The sequence below is a fragment of the Kitasatospora sp. NPDC059973 genome, assembly GCF_042737525.1.
Classification (GTDB): domain Bacteria; phylum Actinomycetota; class Actinomycetes; order Streptomycetales; family Streptomycetaceae; genus Kitasatospora.
On sequence record NZ_JBHWUI010000018.1, the window covers coordinates 25,987 to 39,691 of the forward strand.

10 protein-coding genes are annotated in these 13,705 nt (G+C 71.8%); all 10 read left to right on the forward strand.

Going from position 1 to position 13,705, the window contains the following annotated elements; genetic code table 11:
• The first annotated feature begins 96 nt into the window (after positions 1 to 96).
• The 10 genes from ACFWA9_RS07860 (at position 97) to ACFWA9_RS07905 (ending at position 12,623) form a co-directional block, all read left to right on the forward strand.
• Positions 97 to 1,194, forward strand: coding sequence for an LLM class flavin-dependent oxidoreductase (locus ACFWA9_RS07860; protein WP_380384349.1), 1,098 nt, complete (start codon positions 97 to 99; stop codon positions 1,192 to 1,194).
• Positions 1,191 to 1,805: an FMN reductase gene (locus ACFWA9_RS07865; protein WP_352291898.1), complete on the forward strand. Its 615-nt coding sequence runs from the start codon at positions 1,191 to 1,193 to the stop codon at positions 1,803 to 1,805. The genes ACFWA9_RS07860 and ACFWA9_RS07865 overlap by 4 nt, the downstream gene beginning before the upstream one ends.
• 115 nt (positions 1,806 to 1,920) lie before the next feature.
• Positions 1,921 to 4,764: an AAA family ATPase gene (locus tag ACFWA9_RS07870; protein ID WP_380384352.1), complete on the forward strand. Its 2,844-nt coding sequence runs from the start codon at positions 1,921 to 1,923 to the stop codon at positions 4,762 to 4,764.
• A 138-nt stretch (positions 4,765 to 4,902) separates the two neighbouring features.
• Positions 4,903 to 6,150, forward strand: a complete 1,248-nt coding sequence (locus ACFWA9_RS07875) for a helix-turn-helix domain-containing protein (RefSeq protein ID WP_352291902.1) — start codon at positions 4,903 to 4,905, stop codon at positions 6,148 to 6,150.
• 203 nt (positions 6,151 to 6,353) lie between these two features.
• Positions 6,354 to 7,205 (forward strand): alpha/beta fold hydrolase, encoded by an 852-nt coding sequence (locus ACFWA9_RS07880; protein WP_380384356.1) that lies wholly within the window; start codon positions 6,354 to 6,356, stop codon positions 7,203 to 7,205.
• Positions 7,206 to 7,293: 88 nt separating this feature from the next.
• Positions 7,294 to 8,166 (forward strand): AraC family transcriptional regulator, encoded by an 873-nt coding sequence (locus ACFWA9_RS07885; RefSeq protein ID WP_380384426.1) that lies wholly within the window; start codon positions 7,294 to 7,296, stop codon positions 8,164 to 8,166.
• Between the two features lie 19 nt (positions 8,167 to 8,185).
• The gene (locus ACFWA9_RS07890; protein WP_380384359.1) at positions 8,186 to 8,899 is read left to right on the forward strand and encodes an alpha/beta fold hydrolase; all 714 of its coding nucleotides are present in this window, start codon (positions 8,186 to 8,188) and stop codon (positions 8,897 to 8,899) included.
• Positions 8,900 to 9,051: 152 nt separating this feature from the next.
• On the forward strand, positions 9,052 to 9,480 hold the full coding sequence (locus ACFWA9_RS07895; RefSeq protein ID WP_380384362.1) for an SsgA family sporulation/cell division regulator: 429 nt from the start codon (positions 9,052 to 9,054) through the stop codon (positions 9,478 to 9,480).
• Between the two features lie 325 nt (positions 9,481 to 9,805).
• The gene (locus ACFWA9_RS07900; protein ID WP_380384365.1) at positions 9,806 to 10,639 is read left to right on the forward strand and encodes an alpha/beta fold hydrolase; all 834 of its coding nucleotides are present in this window, start codon (positions 9,806 to 9,808) and stop codon (positions 10,637 to 10,639) included.
• Positions 10,640 to 10,712: 73 nt separating this feature from the next.
• Complete coding sequence (locus tag ACFWA9_RS07905) at positions 10,713 to 12,623, forward strand: amidohydrolase (RefSeq protein WP_380384368.1); 1,911 nt, start codon at positions 10,713 to 10,715, stop codon at positions 12,621 to 12,623.
• The last annotated feature ends 1,082 nt before the right edge of the window (positions 12,624 to 13,705 follow it).

Consider the following 13,705-nt stretch of genomic DNA (forward strand, 5'->3'; position numbering starts at 1 on the left):
GGCCGCCGCGGGCGCCGGCGCCGGACGGTCAGGACTCCTCCGGCCACGAGGCCCGCGACCACCGCATCCAGACAGGTTCAGGAGAGCAGAAGCACCATGCAGTTCGGCATCTTCACCGTCGGGGACGTGACACCCGACCCCACCGACGACCGCGTCCCGACGGAACACGAGCGCATCAAGGCGATGGTCGCCATCGCCCTCAAGGCCGAGGAGGTCGGCCTGGACGTCTTCGCGACCGGGGAGCACCACAACCCCCCGTTCGTCCCGTCGTCCCCGACCACCCTGCTCGGCCACATCGCCGCCCGCACCGAGAAGCTGGTCCTGTCCACCGCCACGACCCTGATCACCACCAACGACCCGGTGAAGATCGCGGAGGACTACGCGATGCTCCAGCACCTGGCCGACGGCCGGGTCGACCTCATGCTGGGGCGTGGCAACACCGGACCGGTGTACCCCTGGTTCGGCCAGGACATCCGCCAGGGCATCGACCTCGCCAGGGAGAACTACGCGCTGCTGCGCCGGTTGTGGCGTGAGGACGTGGTGGACTGGGAGGGCAGGTTCCGCACGCCCCTGCAAGCCTTCACGTCGACGCCGCGGCCGCTGGACGGCGTCGCGCCGTTCGTCTGGCACGGGTCGATCAGGTCGCCCGAGATCGCGGAACAGGCCGCGTTCTACGGCGACGGTTTCTTCCACAACAACATCTTCTGGCCCGCCGACCACACCAGGCGCATGGTCCAGCTGTACCGGCGCCGGTACGCCCACCACGGCCACGGCCGTCCGGAGGACGCCATCGTGGGGCTGGGCGGCCAGGTCTTCATGCGCAAGAACTCGCAGGACGCGATACGGGAGTTCCGTCCCTACTTCGACAACGCGCCGGTCTACGGCCACGGCCCGTCGCTGGAGGAGTTCACCGAGCAGACCCCGCTGACCGTGGGCTCTCCCCAGCAGGTCGTCGAACGGACCCTGTCCTTCCGGGACAGCGTGGGCGACTACCAGCGCCAGCTCTTCCTGATGGACCACGCGGGTCTGCCCCTCAAGACCGTCCTCGAGCAGCTCGACATCCTCGGCGAGGAGGTCGTGCCCGTGCTGCGCAGGGAGTTCGCGATCGGACGTCCGGACGACGTGCCGGACGCCCCCACCCACGCGGCACGGGTCACGGCCGCCGCGACCGTGCGGGAGGTGGGCGCCGCGTGAGGCTGGTCGCCGTTTCCGCGGGGTTGAGCACCCCTTCCTCCACCCGCCTGCTCGCGGACCGGCTGGCCGAGTCGGTCCGCGACGAACTCGCCGTCCAGGGCCGAGCCGTGTCGTCCGAGGTCGTGGAGCTGCGCGAACTGGCCGGCGATGTCGCCAACCACCTCCTGACCGGCTTTCCGGCACCGCGCCTGGCCGCCGCGATCGACGCGGTGACCGGAGCCGACGGCCTGATCGTCGTCACCCCCGTGTTCACGGCCTCCTACAGCGGCCTGTTCAAGTCCTTCTTCGACGTGATCGCCCCGGACGCCCTCGCCGGCACACCGGTCCTGATCGCGGCCACCGGCGGTACGGCTCGCCACTCCCTCGTCCTCGAGCACGCCGTGCGACCGCTCTTCGCGTACCTGCGCGCCACCGTCGTCCCCACCGCGGTCTACGCGGCGTCCGCGGACTGGGGATCCGGAGGAGACCAGTACGCGGACGGCCTGCCCGCCCGCATCCGCCGCGCGGGCGGCGAGCTGGCCGCGCTCCTGGCCGACCGCCCGACCCGGGCCGAACCCGAGGACGACGTCACCGCCCTCGAACGGCAGCTCGCCGACCTGCGCTTCGACTGAAGCCGGTCGCTCCGAGGCGCCGCCTGCCCGGGCGGACCAGCCGTGCCGCATACTGATCCGCCGTACCGCATGTGGACAGCTCTCGTCCCGTGCGGCCCCGGCCGGCGGAGTGAGTGTGAACCGATTGACGACATGGCCCTTCCCCGAGGACGCCGAGGGCGGGGGGACCCCGGTCCGCGGCAGGGAGAAGGAACTGGCGTTCGTCGAGGCGCGGCTCCACGCCCTCGCCCGGGGGGCAGGCGGGATCGTCCTCGTCGAAGGCCCCGCGGGAATCGGCAGGTCGAGGCTGCTCGTGGAGGCCTCGGCCGCCGCGGAACGGCGCGGGACGAGGGCGTTCCGGGGTGGCGCCGACCCCGACGAGCAGTTCGTGCCGCTCAGCCCGTTGCTGGACGGGCTGTTCGCGGGCGAGGAACCGCTCGCGGGCGCCGACCGGCTGCGGGACCTCGCCGCGACGCCCGGCCAACGGTTCTGGCTGCTCCAGGAACTGGGGGACCGCCTGCGGGAGGCCGCTCGGAGCGCGCCGCTGCTCATCGTCCTCGACGACCTCCAGTGGTGCGACGAACTGACGCTCCTCACCTTCCACACCCTCGCGGCCGCACTCGCGCCGCACCCGATCCTGTGGCTGGTCGCCGTACGCCGCGGGAGCGTGCCTCCCCGGGTCCGCACGACGCTGGACAGGATCCGGCAGGCCGGGGCGCACGACTTGCTCCTGGGGCCACTTGGTGACGCGGCGGTCGCCCGGATCGCCGAGGACGCCCTGGGCGCGGTTCCCGACCCGGGCGTCCTCCGTGTCGTGCGCCGCGCCGAGGGTGTACCGCAGTTGCTCAAGGACCTGCTCGACGCGATACGGGACGAGGGGCTGGTGACGATCGAGAACGGCACGGCCCGACTGCCGGCCGGATCCCTCCCCCTGCCGCGACTGCCCTCCGTCGCAGGCCGGCTGACCCGGCTTCCCGCCCCGGCCCGCGAACTCGTGGAGACGGCGGCCGCGGTGGGACGCCCCGTCACCGTGGACCTGCTGGCCGAGCTGCTCGGCAGATCACCGGCGGCGCTGATCGGCGCCGTCCAGGAATCCCTCGACTCCGGTCTGCTCGTCGAAAGGGACGACCGTCTGGAGTTCCGCCACGAGCTGGTCCGTGAGGCCGTGGAAGCCGGTCTCCCTCCCACCTTGCGCGCCACCCTGCGGGGTCATGCCGCCGAGGTGCCACCGGCGCGTACGGCGCCCCCGGTCGCCCCCTGCGCGCCGGTGCCGGTGGGTGGGCGGCTCAGCGACCGGACGGCCGTCGAACGGCTGCGTGCCGCCGCGGCCGATCTCGCGGCCACCGCGCCCGGAGCGGCGGCGGAGCTCAGCCTCAGAGCCCTGGAACTCACCATGGAGGACCCGGCGCAACGGCCGAGGGTCATCGCCGAGACGCTCCCACTGCTCTGGCAGATGGGGCAACCGGCCCAGGCACACGACCTGGGGGCGTCGGCCCTGGCCGCCGGTGGTCTCGGGCCCGACGACGAGGCGCGAATACGCCTCGCCATGGCGCGCCTCGCCAGTCACTTCGATTTCGCCGAGGCCGTCCGCCAGGCCCGCGCGGGGGCGGCACTGCCCGGGATCCCGGCCGCACTGCGGGCCCGGCTGCTCGCCCTGTTGTGCCTGGGCCTGTCGCTGGCGGGTGACCCCGAGGGTGCGGAGCAGACCGCTGCCGAGGCGCGGGAGGCCACCGATGCGGCCCGGGACGGCATCGCCCAGGCCACCATGATGGTGGTCGACTCGGCCCTGTGCTTCTACCGGATGGACTGGAACGAGGCGCTCCGCCGGGCGAGCCGGGCGGCCGCCCTGGCGGCCGGACTGGGCATCACCCCTTCGGTCTGGATTCCGGAGGCGCTGTGGCAGTGCCTGCTGCTGACCGTGGCCGGCCGCACCGCGGAGGCGCTCGCGCTCGCCGAGGCCGGGGTCCACGACACCCGCCACCGGGGCCGGGCGGCGGCCGCGCGCATGTGGCTCATGCACCGCGCCCGGGCGCTCCTGGACGCCGGGCGGCTGGCGGAAGCCCGGGCCGATGCGGAAGCCGCCGCCGACATGAGGGGTGCGTTCGACGGCGGAGACCTCGCCGAACTCATGCTCCTGTACACGCTGACGCGAGTGGCGATCCACACCGACGACCGCGAAGCCGCCCAGCGGTGCGCGGCGCAGGCGCGGCGCGTGCGGGGTACGGGCGCACCGCTCGCCCGTAGCGTCAGTGCCTGGATGCTGGTTCAGCTGGCGGACTTCGACGGCCGGCCCGACCGGGCCCTGGCGGAACTCCACGAGGTGCTGGCGGCGCTCGCCGAGGAACGGCCGGCCCTGGTGAGCCCGGTCGACCCGATGGACACTCCCGCCCTCGTCCGCATGGCCCTGCGCGCCGGCGCGTCCGACCGGGCCGCCCCGGCCGTCGAGGTGGCCGAGCGGCGAGCCGCGCGCAACCCGGACTTCACGATCCTCGCCGCCAGTGCCGCGCACGCCCGCGGGCTGCTCGACAACGATCTGGCGCACCTCCGGCACGCCGTCCGGCTGTACGAGGGGTGCTCACGCCCGATCGCCCGGGCGTCGGCGCTGGAGGACGTCGGACGCAAGCTCGCGACCACCCGCAGGCCCGAGGCGGTGCCGTACCTGGACAAGGCGCTCGTGCTCTACGGCCAGGCAGGCGCCGAGCGGCACGTCGCGCGGGTCCGTCGACGCCTGCGGGCCGCCGGAGTGCGCCGACGCCCCTCGCCGGCCGGATCGGCCAAGGAATGGCCCGAGCTGACGGCGTCCGAGCTCCGGGTGGCGCGGCTCGTGGCCCAGGGGCTGACGAACCCGCAGGTGGCCGCAGAGCTCTCCGTGTCGCCCCACACGGTGGGCTCGCACCTGCGCCGCGCCTACACCAAGCTCGACATCGCCTCCCGGGCGGAGCTGGCCCGACTGGTGGAGAGGCGCGACAGCGGAGAGTGATCGCTTCGTATCCCCTGTCGGCGCCGTACCTATGGACCCTTCATGCGATGTGCGGACATCGCCGTCTCCTCAAAATGATCAACAGCTGCGGAAAGGAAGCGTTCCGCGGGGAACAGTTGGTCGAGAGAGGAACAGCGCATGACCGCAAGGCTCCAGCGAGCCCGCCCTGGCAGCCCTGGACTCCAGGCGCTCGTCGACGAACTCGCGGAGCAGCTCGGCCGGTCCGTCGCGATCGATGATCCGCTGGTCCGGGTGGTCTGCACGAGTCGCCATTTCGGCGACGAGGACCCGGTACGCATCGGCACGCTGCTCCAGGGCCGTGCCGACAACGCGACGATCCGCTACGTGCTCGCCCAAGGAGTGACCCAGTGGCCCAGGGCCGGATTCATCGAGGGCCGTGACGACCTCGGGCTCCTGCCCCGCTACGTCGTGCCGCTGCGCGAGCGCGGACACCTCCTCGGGCTGCTCATGGTGGTGGCGCCCGAGATGACGCTCGAACCGAAGGAGACCGAAGCCATCGGACGGGCCGCCGGCCTGATGGCCGCCCAGATGTACGTCGAGCAGCTCGGCGCCGACACCCGGAAGACCGACGAGCAGACCCTGGTCCTGGAACTCGTCGACACCAACGTCGTCACCCGCACCGCCGCGCGCCGGCGGGCCGTGGAACTCGGGCTGCTCGGGGAGGCCGAACACGTCCTGGTCACCCTGGTCAAGCTGCGCCGCGGCACGGAGCCCGTGCGGCAACGCGAAGCGGCTCTGTGGGGGGCGCTGGAGGGCTTCCGGCACACACGTTCGGCGCACGGCGCCCTCGCGGTCGACCAGGACCGGGCGGTCCTGCTCCACGTGCGTGAGCGGCCTCCCACCCCGCCCGAGGTCGCCGCCCAGTCGGCCCGCATCCTCGACGAACTCGCCACCTTCCTGGAACCGTCGGCGGCTCCGGTCATCGGTGTCGGCGGGCGTCACCCGGGCCTGCAGCACGCCTGGCGGTCGTACGAGCAGTCCCTCGTCGCGGCCCGGGCCGCGCGCCGGATCCCCTCGCTGCGAAGCATCGGCGACTGGGACCTGCTCGGGGAGTTCGCCGTGCTCCTCCAGCTCCCCGAGCACGCGCTGAACTCCTCCCTCGTCCCCGAGCCACTGCGCACCCTGAACGAGGCCCACGGCGACGACCGGCTCCGGGACACCTTGCGCTGCTTCCTCGAACACGCCGGATCGATCCCCAGGACCGCCGAGGCGCTGCGGCTCCACCGCACGTCGCTCTACTACCGCCTGCGCCAGATCCAGGAGATCACCGGCCTCGACCTCGACGACGGCGGTCACCGGCTCACGCTGCACCTGGGGCTCAGGATCGAGGAACTCCTCGCCACCGGGGACGACCGGGCCGCCTGATCCCCCGCCGGCCCCTGCCGGCCCCCACCGGTCCCCGGGCGGCCCTCGCCGGTCCTCGCCGGTCCTCGCCGCTTCGACAAAGCGAGAAGGATCCGCGACCCGATTCCTACAGCGCGCGGTGGTGGCGGCGAAGGGCCGTGATCGAAGATGTGAGAGACGGCGCGGGCACGACCACAGGCCCGTGGCCAGGGAAGGAAGAGGTCATGAAGGAACTGATCACCACCGACGGGACACGCCTCGCCTACCGGGACACCGGTGGCGAGGGCATCCCCCTGGTCATGCTCCACGGCTGGGGCCAGACCCAGGCGATGTTCCGCCACCAGGCCGAGAACCTGTCGCCCGGCCGTCGCGTGATCACCGTCGACTTCCGGGGCCACGGGCTGTCCGACAAGCCGAAGCACGGCTACCGCATCGCCCGGTTCTCCCGCGATGTGCTCGAACTCGTCGACCATCTCGGGCTGGCGCGGTTCGACGCCCTGGGGTGGTCGATGGGCGTCTCGGTCTGGTGGAGCTTCATCGATCAGTACGGCACCGGACGCATCCGCCGCCTCGTCGCCGTCGACCAGCCGGCGGCCGTCGCCGCCGTCCCCTGGACGACCGGGGAGGAGCAGCAGCAGTCCGGCGCCATCTTCGACGTGTCGCAACTCCTCGAACTGCTCGCCGCGCTCGCGGCCCCCGGAGGTGACGTGGTCCGCGGCGACTTCGTGCGCGGCATGTTCTCGGGCGAGCCGGACCCGGAGATCCTCGCCTTCGTCGCACAGGAGATCACCTCGACGCCCGCCTACGCCGGCGTCCCCCTGCTGTTCGACCACTGCACCCAGGACTGGCGCGACGTGCTTCCCCGGATCGATGTGCCGACCCTGGTGATCGGCTGCGAGGGAAGCCATGTGAACCCCGAGTCGCAGCGCTTCATCGCCCGCCAGATTCCCGGCGCCCGAATCCATGTGTTCACCTCCGAGGCGGCGAATTCGCATTTCCCGTTCCTCGAGAACCCGGCGGCCTTCAACGCGGTGGTGGAGAAGTTCCTCGCCGAGGAACCGGACCTGAGAGCGTAGACCGCCTCCGTGTCCGTTCCGGCAGCCGCGCGAACGGCTGCTCCACCGCAAAGAACCTAGGCCTGGAGGTCTCATGACCCAGTCAGTGATGTCACGCGCGCCGGAAAGGGAGGAACACCGACCAGCCGCTCTCCGGCCGGTTTCCTCCTCCGAATGGCTCGTCGAGATTCGTTCCGGTATACCGAGCGAGGGGGACGGCAACTTCCTCTATCTCGGGATGCACGTCCGGGGGTCGGCGACCAGCGTCCGCGAAGGGGCCAGGACGGCGCTGGAGCCGCACGACCTGGTCTTCTGCGACCCGGCGAGGCGCCACCTCCTGCAGTTCGGCGACGACTGCCGCATGATCTTCTTCCGGGTGCCCCGCGGCTATCTGGGAGTCACGAAGTCGGAGCTGGACCAGGTGGTGGGTGTTCCCGTGCCCGGCGGCGACGGGCTGGGGGCGCTGGTGTCGGACTTCCTGTCCGCGCTCGCCGACAAGGCCGACTTCCGCCGGTCCAGGCCCGGGGACCGGCTCGCCCGTACGGCCGTCCACCTCCTGTCCGTCCTGCTCATGGAACTCCTCGGGACCGGGGCGGAGGGCGAGGAGGCCGAGGCACCGACGGTCGGCAGCGAGATGCTGTCCCGGATCCGGTGCTACATCGAGGAGCACCTCATGGACCCGGACCTCTCGCCGGAGTCGATCGCACGCGCCCACCACATCTCCGTCCGGTACCTGCACAAGCTCTTCCAGCACGAGGGCACCACGGTGAGCCAGTGGGTGCGGCGACGCCGGCTGGAGTCCTGCAGGGTCGAGCTGAGCCGGTCCAACCGCCGGTTCACCGTGGCGGCGGTGGCCCACCGCTGGGGCTTCAGCAGCCCCTCGCACTTCAGCCGCACCTTCCGGGGCGCGTACGGCATGACCCCGAGCGAATGGCAGTCGTTGGCGACCTCGGCCGTCGCCAGCGCCCCGCACGCGGCCTGACACCGAGAAGAGAACCGCCATGACCACCCCCACCGTCGTCCTCGTACACGGCGGCTTCGGCGACGCAGCGGCCTGGATAGGCGTCATCTCGGAACTGCGCAGCCGCGGCATCCCGGTGATCGCACCGCCGAACCCCCTGCGCGGCCTCGCCTCCGACGCCGCCTACGTCACGTCCCTCGTCTCCCAGATCGCCGGCCCCGTCCTTCTCGTCGGCCACTCCTACGGCGGTGCGCTGATCACCGTGGCCGGCGCCGCGGAGAACGTCGTCGGACTCGTCTACATAGCCGCGTACGTGCTCCACGAGGGCGAGTGCCTCGGCGATCTGGAGAGACGCTTCCCCGACTCCTCACTCACGGGCAATCTGAAGAGGTGGACCTACCCGCTCGTCGACGGCGATTGCGCGGTCGAGGTCACCATCGACGAGGCGGCCTTCCCCGCCGTCTTCGCCGCGGACGTGACGGAGGAGGTCGCCGGGGTCCTGGCAGCGGCCCAACGCCCGGTCGCCACTGCGGCCTTCACCGAGACGGCATCCGCCGCCGCCTGGCAGCTGAAACCGTCCTGGGCCCTGGTGGCCGGAGCCGACCGCGCGATCAACCCGGCGGTCCAGCGCTTCGGCGCCGAGCGGGCCGGGTCCGTCGTCGTCGAGCTCCCGGACGCCTCCCACGCCGTCGCCCTGTCGGAGCCCAAGCAGGTCGCCGATCTGATCCGGGACGCCGTGCGGGCGACGAGCTGACCGAAACGCACCGAGTGGCGCGTACGAATCCCGGTTCGTCCGCGCCACGTCGCTTTTCGAATCGCGTGCACCAGAGGTCAAGAACGCGTGCGTGGAACGGCTCGACGACATCCGGAACACCGGTAATTTCCATGAAGGCGAAAGGAACCGCAATGCAGCTCCCCCTCGAAAAGACGATCAGCGCGAGACTGATGACAGCAGCGTGCGAATGGCATGACATGACCTTGCGCATGAGGCATTCACCGGACGACGCACTGGCAGTCCGAATGGACCTTTTCGCAGCCGAGGACGATCCACCGGCCGCGACCTGGGTATTCGGCCGGGATCTGCTCGCCACCGGGCTCATCCTGCCGACAGGTGAGGGAGACGTACGCGTCCGGCCCCACGGCGAGGACGAGACGGACGTCGAGCTCATCTCGGGGCAGTCCTGGTGCGTCGTCAGGATGGCGTCGGCCCATGTGCGCGACGTGGTGGCCAGGACGCAGTGGGCCGAGGAGCGCTGGGAGGACAAGGCACAGGCCGAGCTCGACGGGGTTCTGGCGGAGATCCTTGCCAGCGGTATCAGGAATGCGGATTCCTAGGCTTCAAGGACCGCCCGCGCCCGCGCCGAAACGCTGACCATCCGCGTTCGCACAGCCGCTGCCCCGCCACGCCCCCGGCTGCTCCCCGCCCCGCACTGGCGCAGCCCCGCCCGGTCCGCACCGCCCCGCCCGGTCCGCACCGCCCCGCCCGGTCCGGCCGGGAAAACGACCGGCCGGCGTCTGATCCGGAACTGCCCGGACGGGCCAGAACCGGTGCGTGCAGAGGAAAGCCGCCTCCCCCCGGCTCCCTAGATTCGTCCGTACCGCGTCCGCACCGTGCCGGCCTTCCGATGTCGGCAGGACCACACCTGCACGGAGTGCACCCATGCCTTTCCTCCCCGTCGACGAGGAGAACTCCAGCGTCATCAACCTGTACTACGAGGACCACGGCACCGGTCGGCCCATCGTGCTCATCCACGGCTGGCCGCTCAACGGCGCGTCCTGGGAGAAGCAGGAGGCCGCGCTGCTGGCCGCCGGCCATCGCGTGATCACCTACGACCGCCGCGGCTTCGGCGCCTCCGACAAGCCGTCCTTCGGCTACGACTACGACACCTTCGCGGCCGACCTCGACGCCGTACTCACCCACCTCCACCTGCGCGACGTGGTGCTCGTCGGCTTCTCCATGGGCAGCGGCGAAGTCACCCGCTACCTCGGTACCTACGGCTCGGAGCGCATCTCCAGGGCCGTGATGCTCGGCGTGGTGCCTCCGTTCCTGCTGAAGACCGAGGACAACCCGGACGGTGTCGACGGCATCGTCTTCGAGGAGATCCAAGGCGCCATCCGCGCCGACCGCCCCGCCTTCATCGCCGGATTCCTCGCCGACTTCTACAACGTGGACGTGCTCGGCGGCGACCGGGTGAGCGACCAGGTCGTCCAGTACAGCTGGAACATCGGTGTTTCGGCCTCCGCGAAGGCGACCGTGGACTGCGTCCCGACCTGGCTCACCGACTTCCGCGCGGACCTGCCGAGGATCGACGTCCCCGTCCTGATCATCCACGGCGACGCCGACCGCACCCTGCCGCTGCGCTCGACCGCCGTCCCGCTCTCGAAGGCCATCGCGGGCGCCCGCCTGGTGGTGCTCGAAGGCGCCCCGCACGGTCTCATCTGGACGCACGCCACCGAGGTCAACAAGGAGTTGCTCGCCTTCATCGGCGAGTGATCGACCGCTCCCCCGTGCCCTCCTCCGCCTTTTCCTCCGCTCCCCTCTTCCTGCTCCCCGAAAGCGAGATCGCATGTCGAGCATGCCCGTCGCCGGGATCCGTCCCGGCCCCTCGGCCCCCGACGCCTCCCCCGACCACACCGCCGACCTGGTCGTGCGCAACGCCAAGGTCTACACCGGCGACCCCCTGCGCCCCCGGGCGAGCGCGGTCGCGATCCGCGCCGGACTGATCACCGCCATCGGCGACGATGCCGACGTCCTGCCGCAGGTCGGCCCGCGCACCCGCGTGGTCGACGCCCTCGGCCGGCGAGCCGTCCCCGGCCTCAACGACTCGCACCTGCACGTTATCCGGGGCGGCCTCAACTACGTCATGGAGCTTCGCTGGGACGGCGTGCCGACGCTGCGCCAGGCACTGGCCATGCTGCGCGCCCAGGCCGAACGCACCCCTCCGGGCCAGTGGGTGCGGGTGGTGGGCGGCTGGTCCGCCGACCAGTTCGCCGAGCGCCGGCTTCCCACCCTCGCCGAACTCAACGCCGCCGCCCCCGACACCCCGGTGTTCGTGCTGCACCTGTACCAGTCGGCGCTGCTCAACCGGGCGGCACTGCGGGCCGCGAGCTTCACCCGGGACACCCCCGACCCGGTCGGCGGGCAGATCGTGCGCGCACACGACGGTGAGCCGACCGGCATGCTGCTGGCCGCCCCGGGCGCCCTGCTGCTGTACTCCACCCTGGCCAAGGCACCGACCCTGGACGAGGCCGACAAGGCGACCTCCACCCGGCACTTCCTGCGCGAGCTCAACCGCTTCGGGCTCACCTCCGCCATCGACGCGGCGGGCGGCTTCCAGAGCTTCCCGGAGAACTACGGCACCGTCACGGAGCTGGCGAAGAACGGCCAGCTGACACTCCGGATCGCCTACCACCTCTTCCCGCAGACCGCCGGGCAGGAGCTGGACGACCTGCGGCGCTGGGTGGAGACCGTCCGCCCCGGCGACGGGGACGAATGGCTGCGGCTCAACGGGGCCGGGGAGAACCTCACCTGGGCGGCCGCCGACTTCGAGAACTTCTCCGAACCGCGCCCCGAGCTCGGCCCGTACGAGGCTGGGTTCGAGCAGGCGGTGCGCCTGCTGATGGAGCACGACTGGGGCTTCCGGCTGCACGCGAGCTACGACGAGACGATCCGCCGCGATCTGGCGGTCTTCGAGCGGCTGGCCGCCGAGGGCCTGTTCCCCGGTGGGAACCGCTGGCTCTTCGACCACGCCGAGACGGTCTCCACCGCGAGCCTGGACCGGATCGCGGCGCTCGGCGGCGCCGTCTCGGTGCAGAACCGGATGTCCTTCCAGGGCGAGGCGTTCGTCCGACGCTACGGCGCGGCCGCGGCCGCCGACGCCCCGCCGGTGCGGGCGATGCTGGAGCGCGGCCTGACGGTGGCCGCTGGCACCGACGCCACCCGGGTCTCCTCCTACAACCCGTGGGTGGCCCTGCACTGGCTGGTCTCCGGACGCGCCGTCAGCGGACGTACGCTCCGCCCGGCCGAGGGCCGGCTGAGCCGCGAGGAGGCGCTGGAGCTGTACACCCTCGGCGGCGCCCGACTCACCGGCGAGGAGGACGTCAAGGGCCGTCTCCGGGTGGGAAGTTACGCCGACCTCACGGTCCTCAGCGCGGACTACCTCACCGTCCCCGAGGCGGACATCCCGCACATCGAGTCGGTACTCACCGTGGTCGGCGGCCGCATCGTGTACGGCGCCCAGGAACACGAGGGCCTCGCCCCGGAGTTGCCGGCCGTGGTCCCGCTGTGGAGCCCGGTGGCCCGCTTCGGTGGCTACCAGGCCACCCCGGCGCCGAGCCTGTCCGGTGTCCGGCAGGCCGAGCGGCTGGCCGAGGCGGCGGCCGACTCCGACGAGCAGCGCGCCTGGCGCGCGGCCCGCGGCCAGTGGGTGCCCGGACAGGCCGGCGGCCCCGCGCTCGACGACCCCTGCTTCCTCTGAGTCGCCCGTTCCGAACCACCCGCTTCCGGGCCCGACCGTTTCAACGCCGTGCGCCGCCGGGCCTTGCCGCTCGGGCGGCGCACGGCGCTGCCCGGCGCGAGCCGCGGGAGGGCCGCCTTGCGACGTCCCTCGCCTCCCCCGCCCCGTCTCCGTACCCGCCGCGCGGATCCACGACCGCCAAGCGCCCCGCCCGCGACCTCCTCGACGCCGAGCACGCCGGACAGCCGCACGACCCCAGCCGCAGCCACTTCGCCCGGCTCGTCCGCGAAGCCGCGGCCACCCACCGCGACCCACTGATCTGACCGCCTGCCGCACCACCCGCCCACGGATTCCCCGGAATTCCGCCCGCACCCGGGCCGGCCGGCGCCCACAGGACACCCACGGCCGACACACCTGGCCCGACACACCTGGCCCGACATTCAGTGACACTACGTAGCCGCATCGACGGCAGGAGACGTCCGACGGCCATGCCGAACGCTCGCCGGAGGAGCCAGTCCCTGTATCACGAACGTGAGTATCCAGAAATAGCACCCCCTGATACCCCACCATGGCCCCAGCTCCAGACCCGCAGGCGGTTACGTACCGGGCCACCTGACCTGGGACGTCGCCAGAGCCGCCGTGAACACCATCGAAGCAAGGCTCCACCTCGTCGAGGCCCGCACCCAAGGCGGCCGGGACACCACCGACCTCGACGTCGGCTCGCCGAACCCGCTCTTCAGCCACGCGGCCTGACCAACGCACTCCTGAGGTCGGCTCAGCGTTCCGAGCCGCTCCGGCCTCCGGGGCCGACAAGCACCCGGGATTCCCGGCCCACAGCTGACACCCCATAAACGTGCGCCCGTCGCGACAGATGACGCCGCAGGTTCTGTCGGCATGCCCATTTCCTGCGAATCCGGGCCCATTTCAGCGCCGAAGAGGCGACCGGTCCGCGATCGACGGCACACGGATTCCCAGCGAATGAACAAATGCCCCGTCACAACCAGGCCAGAGGGGCCAGGCCTCCGGAGACGTGCTCAGCGAGGCGGTGTGAACGAGCGTTCACGACCACCTTGCGACCACAAAGGAAAAGGCCGTTCTCATCA

What these genes read in the sequence shown, in the direction of transcription:
- ACFWA9_RS07860 (WP_380384349.1), top strand. Translation starts at nt 97, where the DNA reads ATGCAGTTCGGCATCTTCACCGTCGGGGACGTGACACCCGACCCCACC.
- ACFWA9_RS07875 (WP_352291902.1), top strand. Translation starts at nt 4,903, where the DNA reads ATGACCGCAAGGCTCCAGCGAGCCCGCCCTGGCAGCCCTGGACTCCAG.
- ACFWA9_RS07880 (WP_380384356.1), top strand. Translation starts at nt 6,354, where the DNA reads ATGAAGGAACTGATCACCACCGACGGGACACGCCTCGCCTACCGGGAC.
- ACFWA9_RS07885 (WP_380384426.1), top strand. Translation starts at nt 7,294, where the DNA reads ATGTCACGCGCGCCGGAAAGGGAGGAACACCGACCAGCCGCTCTCCGG.
- ACFWA9_RS07890 (WP_380384359.1), top strand. Translation starts at nt 8,186, where the DNA reads ATGACCACCCCCACCGTCGTCCTCGTACACGGCGGCTTCGGCGACGCA.
- ACFWA9_RS07895 (WP_380384362.1), top strand. Translation starts at nt 9,052, where the DNA reads ATGCAGCTCCCCCTCGAAAAGACGATCAGCGCGAGACTGATGACAGCA.
- ACFWA9_RS07900 (WP_380384365.1), top strand. Translation starts at nt 9,806, where the DNA reads ATGCCTTTCCTCCCCGTCGACGAGGAGAACTCCAGCGTCATCAACCTG.
- ACFWA9_RS07905 (WP_380384368.1), top strand. Translation starts at nt 10,713, where the DNA reads ATGTCGAGCATGCCCGTCGCCGGGATCCGTCCCGGCCCCTCGGCCCCC.